This is a genomic window from Hyphococcus formosus (assembly GCF_046736345.1).
Classification (GTDB): Bacteria; Pseudomonadota; Alphaproteobacteria; order Caulobacterales; family Parvularculaceae; genus Hyphococcus; species Hyphococcus formosus.
On sequence record NZ_CP157210.1, the window covers coordinates 876,091 to 888,751 of the forward strand.

Annotated in this window: 10 protein-coding genes; 6 read left to right on the plus strand and 4 right to left on the minus strand. The window is 53.0% G+C overall.

Translation table 11 applies throughout. From position 1 onward, the window contains the following. Nucleotides 1–60: 60 nt before the first annotated feature. Nucleotides 61–1,611 carry an alkaline phosphatase gene (locus tag ABFZ83_RS04070; protein WP_411818151.1) on the minus strand — a complete coding sequence of 517 codons (1,551 nt, stop codon included), beginning with the start codon at nucleotides 1,609–1,611 and terminating at the stop codon, nucleotides 61–63. 135 nt (nucleotides 1,612–1,746) lie between these two features. Between ABFZ83_RS04070 and ABFZ83_RS04075 the strand changes: the two genes are divergently transcribed. Beyond that, nucleotides 1,747–3,900 carry a penicillin acylase family protein gene (locus tag ABFZ83_RS04075; RefSeq protein WP_411818152.1) on the plus strand — a complete coding sequence of 718 codons (2,154 nt, stop codon included), beginning with the start codon at nucleotides 1,747–1,749 and terminating at the stop codon, nucleotides 3,898–3,900. Here ABFZ83_RS04075 and ABFZ83_RS04080 read toward each other — a convergent pair. Further along, nucleotides 3,897–4,826: a haloalkane dehalogenase gene (locus ABFZ83_RS04080; RefSeq protein ID WP_411818153.1), complete on the minus strand. Its 930-nt coding sequence runs from the start codon at nucleotides 4,824–4,826 to the stop codon at nucleotides 3,897–3,899. The genes ABFZ83_RS04075 and ABFZ83_RS04080 overlap by 4 nt on opposite strands. 114 nt (nucleotides 4,827–4,940) lie before the next feature. Between ABFZ83_RS04080 and lpdA the strand changes: the two genes are divergently transcribed. Continuing rightward, the gene (lpdA, locus tag ABFZ83_RS04085) at nucleotides 4,941–6,356 is read left to right on the plus strand and encodes a dihydrolipoyl dehydrogenase (protein ID WP_411818154.1); all 1,416 of its coding nucleotides are present in this window, start codon (nucleotides 4,941–4,943) and stop codon (nucleotides 6,354–6,356) included. Nucleotide 6,357: 1 nt separating this feature from the next. On the opposite strand, the gene ABFZ83_RS04090 is transcribed toward lpdA, so the two are convergent. Continuing rightward, nucleotides 6,358–6,804: a thermonuclease family protein gene (locus tag ABFZ83_RS04090; RefSeq protein WP_411818155.1), complete on the minus strand. Its 447-nt coding sequence runs from the start codon at nucleotides 6,802–6,804 to the stop codon at nucleotides 6,358–6,360. 400 nt (nucleotides 6,805–7,204) lie between these two features. Between ABFZ83_RS04090 and ABFZ83_RS04095 the strand changes: the two genes are divergently transcribed. Both ABFZ83_RS04095 and ABFZ83_RS04100 read left to right on the plus strand, forming a co-directional pair. Next, nucleotides 7,205–8,797, plus strand: coding sequence for an ATP-binding protein (locus ABFZ83_RS04095; protein ID WP_411818156.1), 1,593 nt, complete (start codon nucleotides 7,205–7,207; stop codon nucleotides 8,795–8,797). Nucleotides 8,798–9,128: 331 nt separating this feature from the next. After that, nucleotides 9,129–9,389, plus strand: coding sequence for a hypothetical protein (locus ABFZ83_RS04100; protein WP_411818157.1), 261 nt, complete (start codon nucleotides 9,129–9,131; stop codon nucleotides 9,387–9,389). On the opposite strand, the gene ABFZ83_RS04105 is transcribed toward ABFZ83_RS04100, so the two are convergent. Next, complete coding sequence (locus ABFZ83_RS04105; protein WP_411818158.1) at nucleotides 9,386–10,666, minus strand: DNA polymerase IV; 1,281 nt, start codon at nucleotides 10,664–10,666, stop codon at nucleotides 9,386–9,388. The genes ABFZ83_RS04100 and ABFZ83_RS04105 overlap by 4 nt on opposite strands. Before the next feature lie 149 nt (nucleotides 10,667–10,815). On the opposite strand from ABFZ83_RS04105, the gene ABFZ83_RS04110 reads away from it, so the two are divergent. Continuing rightward, nucleotides 10,816–11,214 (plus strand): response regulator, encoded by a 399-nt coding sequence (locus ABFZ83_RS04110; RefSeq protein WP_411818159.1) that lies wholly within the window; start codon nucleotides 10,816–10,818, stop codon nucleotides 11,212–11,214. A 40-nt stretch (nucleotides 11,215–11,254) separates the two neighbouring features. After that, nucleotides 11,255–12,631, plus strand: a complete 1,377-nt coding sequence (locus ABFZ83_RS04115) for a PleD family two-component system response regulator (RefSeq protein WP_411818160.1) — start codon at nucleotides 11,255–11,257, stop codon at nucleotides 12,629–12,631. The last annotated feature ends 30 nt before the right edge of the window (nucleotides 12,632–12,661 follow it).

Here is a 12,661-nt window from a genome sequence, read left to right on the forward strand (position 1 = left end):
TATATGAACACAAAAAACGGGCCAGATTGGCCCGTTTTTTATTGGGGATGGGTAGGGCGGTTACTCGCCCGCGCGGGAGCGAAGGCGCAAGGCATCATCAATCACATGAAAGATGTAATTCTGTTCAACCACGCCGCCGAACAGGTATGCACCGGGCCCTGACGCATAAATCGTTACGTCCTGACCGCCATGGGTTTCGCTATAGCTAGGGACAAGCGCCTGTTGCTGGAAATCTTTATGGGCGATTTCATCATGATCCAATGCCGGGCGGCCATCGGAAAGGTCGACGTTTTTATTGAAGACGGCGCCGGGGCCATTTGCGTAACCAAGCGTAGTATATGGCTTTCCGTCGAGCGCTTTCATCGGTTCGAGTTCACCATCATCATCCGGCATTGCCGCAAAGCCAAGAATATCATTTCCTTTAGCCGGATAGCCGGCAAAGCTGATCGTATGGCCGTGATCGGCGGTCGCAATGACGAGCGTGTCAGCTTGATCGGTCATAGCGCGCGCAGCGGCGATGGCTTGGGCAAATTCTTGCGTATCCGCCAATGCACGCGCAGCATTGCCGCCATGATGGGCATGATCGACGCGGCCAGCTTCGATTACCAGAACGTACCCGTTTTCGTTGCGAGAGAGGATTTCAATGGCCTTTTTGGTCATTGCCTCTAATGACGGCTCACCATCGCTGTCGTCGGGACGGTCGAGTTCATATTTCATATGAGAACGCTCAAACAGACCAAGAATTTTCGGATCGGTAGACGGATCAATCCGGTTAAATTGTTCTTCGTTCCAGATGAAAATATGCGAATTTGATTTGGTCATCCATTCGGCAGCGAGATTGCGGCCGTCTTTCCGCGCGCCGGATTTATCCTGATCTTCCGGATCGGCGAAATCTTCCGGTAAAAAGTTTGAGCGACCGCCACCGAGCGCGAGGTCAACACCATCGCCATATTCGAAATCGATCAATTGGCTCGCAATATCGCGGCAGCCGATTTCATAGGCACCATCAGGGAGTTGGGTGTCGTTCTCCCAGTCGCGGTCGGCTGCGTGTGCATAGGTGGCCGCCGGTGTGGCGTGGGTGAGGCGCGCCGTCGAAACAACGCCCGTCGCCATGCCGGCGCGTTCGGCGAGTTCAACGATAGTTGGCGCGTGAGCCTCAAGGCTTGATGCGCAATCGCTTCGTTCGGCGGTATTATCGAGCGAGATGATACCGGCCTTGGTTTTGTAGCCGGTCGCCATCGCTGTCATTGTCCCCGCAGAATCAGGCGTCTGCATATCCGTATTATAGGTTTTTGACATGGCGAGATAAGGGAAGCGTTCAAACGACAGAAGGTTTTCTTCGCCATCCTCGCCGCGCGATTGGCCATCATAGATGCGCGCTGCCGCGACGGTCGTCGGGTCCATGCCGTCAGCCACGAATAAAATGACGTTCTTTGCCTTGCTTTTGTTCGCTTTGATCGCCTTGCGCTCGGCCAGTGTGGTTTGCGCGCCGTCATACCAATAATCGCCGGTTTTTGCCGCAGCTTGTTGGCCGGATTTCGTCAGCGCAGCCGTTTGCGCGCAGGCACCCAAGCTAGCAGAGCATAAAAGAAGAGCGGCATATTTGAGCATTATATCGGTTCCTTACGGCTGTAATTTGGCTGCTTTATTATTTGGTTTCCGAGCATAAAACCATGACAATATCATGATAAATATCTTCGCTGCGCCGAAGCAATAAATAAGACCAAATATAAGGGGAACGCGATTATGGGCGGTTGGATAAGATGGGGCGGTGCCGTTTTCTTTGCGGTGCTTGTTGCGGTTTTTGCTTATCTCAAAACACCTGTCCCACCCGCTTTTGACAAAAAGGCGGCGATTGACGCTGCCGCTGCGTTTGATGCCCGAATCATCCGCGACGGATTTGGCGTTCCGCATATATATGGAGATCGCGACGCCGATGTCGCCTTCGGCCTTGCTTACGCCCACGCAGAGGATGATTGGGCCACCATCGAAGATGTCATCTTTTTCTCGCGCGGTACGCTCGCGCAGCGCAAAGGAAAATCCGCAGCAATTCCGGACTATCTGATCGCCGCGCTTGGCATCAAAGCGTCGATCGACGAGAAATATGAGACAGACCTGTCGCCGGAAGCCCGGGCTATCGCCGAAGCCTATGCGGCGGGGATCAATTTTTACTGCGCCGAAGAAAAACGCCGATGCGCGCGCGGGGCTGCGCCGGTCACCGGCAAGGATATCGTCGCCGGGTTCACTTCACGGACACCGTTTTTCTATGGGCTCGATCAGCAACTTACGGAAATATTCGAAGGCGATGTCGAGCTTGCCGAAACCGCGAAACAAACCCGTGAAGCTTTTTTGCGGGTGCCGCGCGGCTATGAAACCGGCTCGAATGCGATGGCTGTTGCGCCGTCCCGTTCTGCGGATGGGCATACGCGCCTGATGGTCAATTCCCATCAGCCGTTTGAAGGACCAGTGGCGTGGTACGAAGCGCGCGTCAAATCGGGCGAGGGCTGGGACATGATCGGCGGGCTATTTCCCGGTGCGCCGTTGATATTGCATGGCGCAGGGCCGGATTTAGGCTGGGCCTTCACGGTGAATAAGCCGGACTTGGTCGATGTTTATGCGCTTGAGGTCGATAACGCCAAAAACCCTAAGCGCTATAAATTCGATGGCGGATGGCGCGATCTTGAAATTCGCAAGGTGAAATTCCGGGTCAAATTATTCGGCCCGCTCAGCCTGCCTGTTACGCGAAAAGCCATAAAATCCGTTCACGGACCAGTATTCGTAACGGACAATGGCGTATTTGCGGTTTCTTATGCGGGCGAGGGGGATATCAGAACCCTGGAGCAATGGTACCGCATGAACCGCGCAAGCGATTACACCGAATGGCGCGATGCTTTGTCGATGCTTGCGATCCCGAGTTTCAACGTCGTCTACGCCGATGGTGACGGGATTATCGCCTATTATTACAATGCGGCCCTGCCGGTGCGCGCGGCGGATATTGATTGGTCACAAGCGCAACCGGGATCTGACCCGGCGCTTTTATGGCGCGGAACCCGTACGCTCAACGAAGTCCCGCAGGTTGTCATGCCCCGGTCGGGCTATGTGGTGAATGCCAATCATCCGCCCTTTGCCGCATCAGGCAGAGAGGATAACCCCAAGATCGAAGACTTTCCGCCCCATTACGGCATTGACGGACGCACGACCAATCGCGGCCTTCGTATCCAGGCGCTTTATGGCACGGATAAATCAATCACTGCCGAAGAGTTTGTCCGCTATAAATTTGATAATCGCTATGCGGAGGGATCGCGCCTGATTGCGATGGTCAACGAGATCCTCGAACGCGCCGATGAAACCGAATTCGCCGATGAGGTCGCGCTTCTTCGGGGTTGGGATGGTGCGGTTACGCCCGATAGCCGCGCCGCGCCATTGGCGGTGTTAACAGCGCAAAAGGCGCGCGGAGATTTGCTGAATGATGTTAACATCAAAGAGCCGGATTACGTTGAGGCATTGCGCAAAACATCAGCAGAGCTGCGCGCGGCCTATGGCCGGGTAGACCCGACTTGGGGCGAGGTTGTTCGGCTGTCGCGCGGTGATCAATCATTGGTGGTTGCGGGCGGGCCGGATACGCTGCGCGCGATCTATCCGCAAGGAGATTTGAGCGAAGGTCCGCTCAAGGCCGTGGCTGGCGATAGTTATATTCTTTATGCGGATTGGTCGGGGCCGGGGAATGTAGACATTCGCACGATTCATCAGTTTGGCACGGCGACGCTTGATGAAACCTCGCCGCATTATGCGGATCAGGCCCCAATATTCGCCGAAGAGCGCTGGAAAACCCCGCCAATGGCGCTGGAGGATTTATTGACCGAGGCGACAGCGGACTACCGCCCCGGACAGACCCGTTAGGCGATGCCAAATTTCTCTAGCGCGGCTTTGGCGATAGGTTCGCCCCATTCCTGCACGAAATGACCGGCGTCATCGACCTTCATTGGCTCGGGGCAGTTTTTAATGATCGAATGCAGGAACGCCATGGCAGGCGGGCCGAGAACCGGGTCCTGCATGCCGATTGCCATGAAGCTATCGCCCGACCATTCCTCGGACCAGAACGTCCGCGCCTTGCGAGAGGTCTCAACCCCTTCGCGGGAAAGTTCGGTCAGATCATCATCAGGGCCTTCTTTCAGCATCACAAGTTCGGGGAAACGCCGTACACCCCCTTTATAGGATTTATCCGGGAAGGGCGCGTTATAGGCGTGAACCTCAGCGTCGGTCAGAATCGGCGTTGCCCGCTTCATCAAACCGCCGACATCAAGATCGGGGTTCGCGCGATTATAGGCCCGCCACGCCGCAAAACCTTCGCCCGCATTTTCACCGGTGGGCAGGCCGGTATTCATCACCAAAAGCCGGGAATAGCGATCGGGCGCTTCCATCGGCAGGGTCAGGCCCAAAACGCCGCCCCAATCCTGCACCACCAGACAGACATTTTTGAGGTCCATCCGCTCGACAAATTCAAGCAGCGAATTGCGATGGAAATGAAAGCGGTAAACATCGTCATCGACCGGCTTGTCGGACCGGCCAAAGCCAAACATATCGACCGCCACGGCGCGATGCCCCGCACCGGTAAAGACGGGAATCATCTTGCGGAACAGATAGGCCCATGACGGTTCGCCATGGATGCACAGAAACGTCACCTCGGCGTCTATGGGCCCTTCATCCACATAATGCATGCGCAACCCCTCATATCCTTTGAGGTCGTCGATGTAATGCGGCGCATAAGGCCAGGCATCGAGATTATGAAATCGCTCATCTGGAGTTCTTAATGCCTTGATTGCCATATAAATTCCTTCCGGTTGTAATCTGGTCGGCTCTGGTCTTAATAGTCCCGCAAATGGCCCTGAGACCCAAGGCTCAAATGCAGCTAGAGCGATAACAAAAAGGCGATGTGACAAATGGCAGAAGTAAATTGTGATCTCGTGGTGATCGGATCAGGCCCCGGCGGCTATGTGGCGGCGATCCGCGCAAGCCAGCTCGGCATGAAAACCGCGATTGTAGAGCGCGATGCGCTGGGCGGTGTCTGCCTGAACTGGGGCTGTATCCCGACCAAGGCGCTGCTGCGCTCTGCCGAGGTCTATACCAATATGAAACACGCCGAGAATTATGGCCTTAAGGTCGAGGGCCTCAGCTTTGACCTTGATGCGGTCGTCAAGCGCTCGCGCGGGGTCTCCGCCCAGATGGAAAAGGGCGTTGGCTACCTCATGAAGAAAAACAAGGTCGAGGTCATCAACGGCACGGCCCGTCTGGAAAAGGGCGCGAACGCCCCAACGGTCAAGGTCAAAACCAAAGACGGCGAGACCACGGTCAAAGCCAAGCATGTGATTCTCGCGACCGGTGCGCGCGCGCGGACTATTCCGCAGGCCGGATTGGAGCCGGACGGCAAATTCATCTGGACCGCGAAAGAAGCGATGGTCCCCGATGTGATGCCAAAGAAACTCCTCGTGATTGGCTCCGGTGCCATCGGGATCGAGTTTGCGAGCTTTTATAACGCCCTTGGCGCGGAAACCACGGTCGTTGAAATGGTAGACCGGATCTTGCCTGCCGAGGACCCGGAGATTTCCAAATTCGCTGAAAAGCAATTCAAGAAACAGGGGATGAAGATCCTCACCAGCGCGTCGGTTGAAAAGCTCGACAAAGGCAAAGACAGCGTCAAAGCCACGATCAAGCTAAAAGACGGCAAGACCGAAACCGTAGAGGCGGACCGGGTTGTCCTCGCCATCGGGATTACGGGCAATACGGAGAATATCGGGCTGGAGAGCCTGGGTGTCAAAATCGATCGCGGTCATGTGGTCGTCAATGAATGGCTGGAGACCGGCGTTAAGGGGCTTTACGCGATTGGTGATCTCGTGGGCGCGCCGTGGCTTGCGCACAAAGCCTCCCACGAGGCAATCATCTGTGTCGAGAAGATCGCGGGCGAGAAAGACGTTCACCCGCTCAACACGAGCCTTATTCCCGGCTGTACCTATTCGAACCCGCAAATCGCGTCTGTGGGCCTCACGGAAGCGAAAGCAAAAGAGCAGGGGATCAAAGTCAAAGTCGGGCGCTTCCCGTTTAACGGAAACGGCAAGGCCGTGGCCCTCGGCGAGCCGGAAGGCATGGTCAAAACCGTGTTTGATGCAAAAACCGGCGAGCTATTGGGCGCGCATATGATCGGGGCGGAAGTCACCGAACTTATTCAGGGCTATGGCCTCGCGCGGTCAATGGAAGCGGTCGAACAAGATCTCATGCACGCGATCTTCCCGCATCCGACCCTTTCGGAAATGATGCACGAATCCGTGCTCGACGCCTATGGCAAAGTGATCCATATCTAATTCACTTGGTATCGCGCGCGAATATTGACCGGGCGGCGTAATACCCGCCCGAGAAATAGGTGTATTCGCGCGCTTTGCCGCTTTTGATCATGAGCGCGGTGACATCGCTTCCGTCGCTGCGGAAACACTGGCCGACAATCCGTCCGTATTTGTCAGTGTCGATCTGTTTACAGACCAATCTGCGCCCATTGACCAAACGCCGCAACTCCGCCGTGGCCGCAGGCCCCATAGCGTGATGACGTTCGGGCGCATCAAGCCCCCAAAGCCGAATACGCCGCTTAACACCGGAAAGATAAAGCGTATCGCCATCGACCACGCGTGCGACAACGCCCTCATATTGTTTGGCTGGCAAGAATGGCTTTGCAATCCCCGATTGGGCAACGTAGATCGCGCCGAGCACCACTATCGGCCCAATAATTCCGTCCGAAAAACCGCTGCGTCGCCGCATGAAAAAGCCCTCCGCGAAACAGTCTTCGCCAGAGAGCCTAAGCAACTATACTTGCACTCTATTTAAGAAAGATGGTTAATCCCGGGGTGGTGTAATTGAATTTATTTTATCAACTGGTCGCTGAAGGCGGTCCTAAGCATGTGATTTTCGAACTTCCGGCTCTGTTGGAGAGGGTGCCGCAACTGTAATTGATGGTCTTTGGCAAAGTGATCCGTGCCGGAATCAATTGCCATCGTGCGCGAATATTGACCGGGCAGCGCAAAACCTGTCAGCGAAGATGTTATATACTATATTATTTACGTATATTGGTTTCTTTTGTGTATATGTGCAAAATATTGAAATTGTGAGTGAAATATGTAAATAGATTTACATCATAATTATAAGCAAAGGCGGTTTACGAATGTCGCAAGTGGGTCAAAAAACGGAAGTTGGCACCCTCGACGGTACCCCAGAAAAGCGTCTATTTTGGTCTATAATTAGTGATTATGATCTTAGGACCGCGATTTGCGAATTGATTGATAATTCGGTGGATCAATGGATGCCGACGAAGGATAAGGCATCTCTTAGTGTCTCAGTAAAACTGGACGACGCAAAGCAGTTCATATCTGTAATGGACAATGCAGGTGGCGTAAAAAAAAGTGAGTTGGATTTGCTTATTACTCCGGGCGGGAGCAATAATGACCCACTCAAAGAATGCATTGGCATATTTGGGGTAGGCAGTAAACGCGCCGCTGTGGCCCTTGGCGAACGGATTGAATACAAAACTCGTTTTCGGACACAAGAAACCTATCAAATCGATGTCACAGAAGATTGGTTATCTTCGAGCGACTGGGAAATCCCAAGTTACCAGATACCGAACATACACAAAAATACTACGCTAATCGAAATAACTAAACTCCGTAAACCAATAAATTCTGAACAAATAACTGAATTGACGACACATTTACAGGAAACTTATGGGAAGTTTCTACAACACAATTTTGAACTTGAGGTAAACGGTGTTGCGCTGGATAGTTTTGAATTCGCTAACTGGTGTTTTCCTCCAGATTATCCTCCGCGGGAAATTAGTTTCAATATAGAACTTCCCGACGAGCAAAAAATTTATGTAAAAATAACGGGCGGTTTGATTTCAGATCGAGATGCAGAAACGGAAAACTATGGTGTCTATTTCTATTGTAACGATCGGCTAATTGTAAAAGAACTCAAAAGTCGCGATGTTGGGTATTACGTTCCGGGGGAGGCAGGTGTTCCGCACCCGGATGCATCTCTGTCGAGAGTTATTGTGGAGCTAAACGGACCGGCAAAATATATGCCGTGGAATAGCAGCAAAACAAGTATAAACGTAGATCATATTGTTTTTCAGCAGGTTAGACAGAGTATCATTCAGTTGAACTCATATTACACCAGCTTGTCGAGGCGTTTAAAAAATGATTGGGACAATAGCATATATAAGTATGTCGACGGCGATATCGATAAAAAATCGGTGACTAATCCGACGAGCAAAGAACCCGTAAATCTTCCTGAGTTACCGAAAGTTAAAAAACGCAAAGTTGAGCAATTAATTGCAAAGAACAGAAAGCAAATAAACTCTCAACCGTGGACTGTAGGGTTAGTCGAATCCATTGCATTTCTTGAAATAATAAAACGTCAAAAATTCGAAACTGGAAACCGTATTGCGCTTATAGTTTTGGACAGCAATTTTGAAATTGCATTAAAAGAATTCATTGTGCATAGATCAGATATATTTCCGACTAATATCTATACGGAGAAAAAAATACGAGAGTTATTCAGAACAAGAAAGAAGGTAGTGAACGAAGTCGCTAAACAAATATCTTTGCCAAAAAGTTTGACTGATAAAGCGGACCATTACTACCAGATTCGAAACAAGTTGATCCATGAGAGAGCAACTGTTGGGATCACAGATAGAGAAGTTGAGGACTATCGCAAAGTAGTAGTTAAAATACTCAAGTTATTATTTGATCTTCGATTCTAAGGTATATAGCTTTCCATAATTTTGCTGGTGATTTCGGTTCCCCCTCCCATTTTACCACCGCTTTGAAACCCGTGGATAGATATCCACGGGTTTTGTTTTGGGCTTAGGGTCTTGCGCGTGTCTTTTGAGGCTAATGCTTTGGCGCGGGCGTTTTTTACGGCGCGCAAACCCCTTATGGCCCCCAAGACGCCGGGACCGGATTGCCGGTTCGGCTCTTTGACAATCTGGAATTTGCGCGCGCCGGTGAACAAGATTTCATGCGGGTTTGCTGGGGCGCGCGGGAACAAGAGGGCAAGCGCTATTGTTGGCGTGGGCAAAAGGGAGTTTTGCTATGCCGACCACCGAAAAAACCTCGCCTTCGCATGAACAGCCCAAACCCAATAGGGGTGAAGAGCAAGAGCCGAAGAAACAGCAGGAGCACGAAAAGCTCGACGAGAAAAACAAATATGGCGGCCGCTCAGAAAAGCCCGATGGCGATGTGAACCCCGCCCAGGACATGCATATCGACGAGGACGAGGACGAAAAAACAGCGCATACGGAACATCACGATGCGCTCAACCGCAAAGACCGCGATGATCCGCGCAATAATTAATGATCGCGCCGCAAGACACGACCGGCCTTGAGAGCATTCTTGCCGAATTTCTCGCGGATCGCGTCGATGGCTTTTTCCTGTTTGGCGATGCGGGCGTTATCTTCGCCGAATAAATCGGTCTCGAAATGTTCGGCCGCGTCCGACAGGCCGGAAAACCCAACCCCGATCAAACGATAGGCGCGCCCCTGCGCCGCTTCATGTAAAAGGGGCTTTGCCGCCGCAAAGGCAGTCCGCGCGAGGTTCGATGGCGACTGCAGGGTTTTCGCGCGGGTGATGGTTTTGAAATCCGCTGATTTCAGCTTGAGTGTAATGGTGCGGCCTTCGAACCCGCTGGCCTTCATCCGTGCCGAGACCTTTTCGCATAGCTCCCACAACACATCTTCGAGCCACCCCACATCGCGAATGTCGCTATTGAAAGTTGTTTCTGATGAAACGCTTTTCGTCTCGCGCTCCGGTTTGATCTTGCGGGTGTCATCACCTTGCGAGAGGCGCGCAAGGCGCAGCCCCATCTCGCCATAGCGTTTCGCAAGGGTGCTTGCCTCCATGGTCTGAAGCTGGCTGACCATTTTGATACCGTCTTGCTCCAGCTTGCGGGCCATGGCGGCACCAACGCCCCAGATCATGGTCACCGGCTGCGCGGCGAGGAAGCTTTTGGTCTCCGCCTTGCCGATCACGGAAAAGCCGCGCGGCTTATCGAGGTCCGACGCCATCTTGGCGAGAAACTTGTTATGTGAAAGCCCGATCGAGGCGGTGACGCCCATTTCCTTTTGCACGCGCGCCTGAAGCTTTGCGAGGGTGATGGCGGGCGGCGCACCATGAAGCCGGGTCGTGCCGGAAAGGTCCATAAAGGCCTCGTCAATCGAGAGCGGCTCAACCATCGGGGTCAGATCGCGCATCATCTGGCGAATCGCGCGGCCAACCTTGGCGTATTTTTCCATATTGGGCTTGATGACGACCGCATTGGGGCAGGCGGCCTTTGCCTTGAACATCGGCATAGCGGATTTGATGCCATAGGTCCGCGCCACATAACACGCCGTTGCCACCACGCCGCGCACCCCGCCACCGATGATCACCGGCTTGTCTTCGAGGCTCGGATCGTCGCGTTTTTCGATTGCGGCGTAAAAAGCGTCACAATCCAAATGGGCAATTGAGAGCGAAAATAGCTCGTTATGGTGAATGATTCGGACCGATTTACAGGAATTGCATATCGACGCGCCCATTTCCGTGGGGGCGTAACAATCGCGGCAAAAGCCAGTAAATCCGGTGAAATCAATCATTTAACGAAAATTCTAAGGAATAGGACGATCAAAAAAATACGCGTCTTGTTCGTAAGATAAACATTCAATTAAGACCTTTTGCGCAAAACTTTCCATCGGCCGTATTGATTCGTGATGCGGTCTCTGAAGTTGAGACATAAAGGCGTACTATGTCGGCCATGGAAAAGCTCGATTACTCGGCGCTCCCCAAGACGGTGCTCATTGTTGAAGACAATGAGTTGAACATGAAACTGTTCCGCGACCTCCTGGAAGCCCACGGTTACAACACGCTCGAGGCCCGAACCGGCCCCGAGGCATTGGAACGCCTTTCAGAAAGTCGTCCCGACCTCATTTTAATGGATATTCAATTACCCGAATTTTCGGGTCTGGAAGTTACCCAGAAAATTAAAAGTAATAGTGATTTGGCTGATATTCCGGTTATTGCGGTCACTGCATTCGCCATGAAAGGCGATGAAGAGCGCATTCGTCAGGGGGGATGCGAAGATTATATCGCAAAACCGATCTCAGTCGTCTCGTTTCTTGAGAAAGTGAAAAGGTATTTGGATTAGACTGGCTCTATCCGAAACCCTTTAAGTTAACGGGGGCTGCATGACGGCGCGCGTATTAGTCGTCGACGATCTTGAACCGAACGTCAAATTGCTCGAAGCGAAATTGCGGGCAGAGTATTTTGACGTAATCGGCGCTTATTCCGGTCAAGAGGCAATCGACCTCGCGATGCGGGAGAAGCCAGATATCATCTTGCTGGACGTTATGATGCCCGGCATGGATGGGTTTGAGGCCTGTCGCATTTTAAAGAACGACCCGGAAACCATGCATATTCCGGTCGTGATGGTGACGGCGCTCGATCAGCAGGCGGACCGCGTCACGGGCCTTGAGGCTGGGGCGGATGATTTCCTGACAAAACCGGTTGAAGACCTGGCGCTGTTCGCGCGGGTTCGCAGCCTGACACGTCTTAAGATGATGACCGATGAATTGCGGGCGCGCCATGCGACCGGCAAGGATCTCGGCGTTGTCGGCAATATCGACCCGGATTCCGATGCTGGCGAGGCGCGGGTTTTCCTGATTGACGATAATGAAGATCAGGCCGCACGCCTGATCTCGTCGATGAGTGATGGCAATTATCAGATTACCCATGAAGTTGATCCGGAAGTAGCCTTGGGCCGTGCGCGGCTCGGCGATTTTGACCTTATTATTGTGAACCTTTCGATCGAAGCCATGGACCCGCTGCGGCTATGCTCGTCGATCCGTTCATTCGAAGAAACACGCCTGACGCCGATCCTTGCGGTCGTGCGCATGGGCGATACGCGCAAGCTCGTCCGGGCGCTTGATATTGGCGTGAATGACTATGTCTCACGGCCCGTTGACAAGAACGAGCTAAGCGCGCGAATTTCAACGCAGCTGCGCCGCAAGCGCTATGTGGACCAGCTTCGTTCGTCCTTCCAGGTCTCGCTTGAAATGGCAGTGACAGACCAGCTGACGGGGCTTTACAACCGTCGTTATCTGGCAAGTCATTTATCGGCGATGTTTGATCGTGCGTTCTGGACCGGGCGTCCGCTCGCCGTGATGATTATCGACATTGATCACTTCAAGGCGATTAATGACGCACACGGACATGACATTGGTGACCGCGTTCTGCAGGATTTCGCTGAGCGGCTGTCGAGCTCTGTCCGCGGGATTGATCTGGCGTGCCGTTATGGCGGCGAGGAGTTCCTGATCGCCATGCCGGATACAGATCTCGCTTTCGCATCGGTGGTCGCTGAGCGCATCCGTCAGGAAGTGGCGAGTTCGGTGTTCAAGCTCAATGGTGGCCGCGACGAGCTTTCTGTGACGGTCAGTATCGGCATTGCCTCGACCGAAGAAAGCTCCGAGGAAGATACGGCGCAAAAGCTCATCAAGCGGGCCGATGAAGCGCTCTATGAAGCCAAGAATGGCGGCCGGAACCGGGTCATCAAAAGCGCGGCGTGACCCGGCGCAAATCCCAAAATTCGAGTAATA

Bases quoted from the DNA above. Each gene is read 5' to 3' on its own strand.
- ABFZ83_RS04070 (WP_411818151.1), bottom strand. From the start codon at position 1,611: ATGCTCAAATATGCCGCTCTTCTTTTATGCTCTGCTAGCTTGGGTGCC.
- ABFZ83_RS04075 (WP_411818152.1), top strand. From the start codon at position 1,747: ATGGGCGGTTGGATAAGATGGGGCGGTGCCGTTTTCTTTGCGGTGCTT.
- ABFZ83_RS04080 (WP_411818153.1), bottom strand. From the start codon at position 4,826: ATGGCAATCAAGGCATTAAGAACTCCAGATGAGCGATTTCATAATCTC.
- lpdA (WP_411818154.1), top strand. From the start codon at position 4,941: ATGGCAGAAGTAAATTGTGATCTCGTGGTGATCGGATCAGGCCCCGGC.
- ABFZ83_RS04090 (WP_411818155.1), bottom strand. From the start codon at position 6,804: ATGCGGCGACGCAGCGGTTTTTCGGACGGAATTATTGGGCCGATAGTG.
- ABFZ83_RS04095 (WP_411818156.1), top strand. From the start codon at position 7,205: ATGTCGCAAGTGGGTCAAAAAACGGAAGTTGGCACCCTCGACGGTACC.
- ABFZ83_RS04100 (WP_411818157.1), top strand. From the start codon at position 9,129: ATGCCGACCACCGAAAAAACCTCGCCTTCGCATGAACAGCCCAAACCC.
- ABFZ83_RS04105 (WP_411818158.1), bottom strand. From the start codon at position 10,666: ATGATTGATTTCACCGGATTTACTGGCTTTTGCCGCGATTGTTACGCC.
- ABFZ83_RS04110 (WP_411818159.1), top strand. From the start codon at position 10,816: ATGTCGGCCATGGAAAAGCTCGATTACTCGGCGCTCCCCAAGACGGTG.
- ABFZ83_RS04115 (WP_411818160.1), top strand. From the start codon at position 11,255: ATGACGGCGCGCGTATTAGTCGTCGACGATCTTGAACCGAACGTCAAA.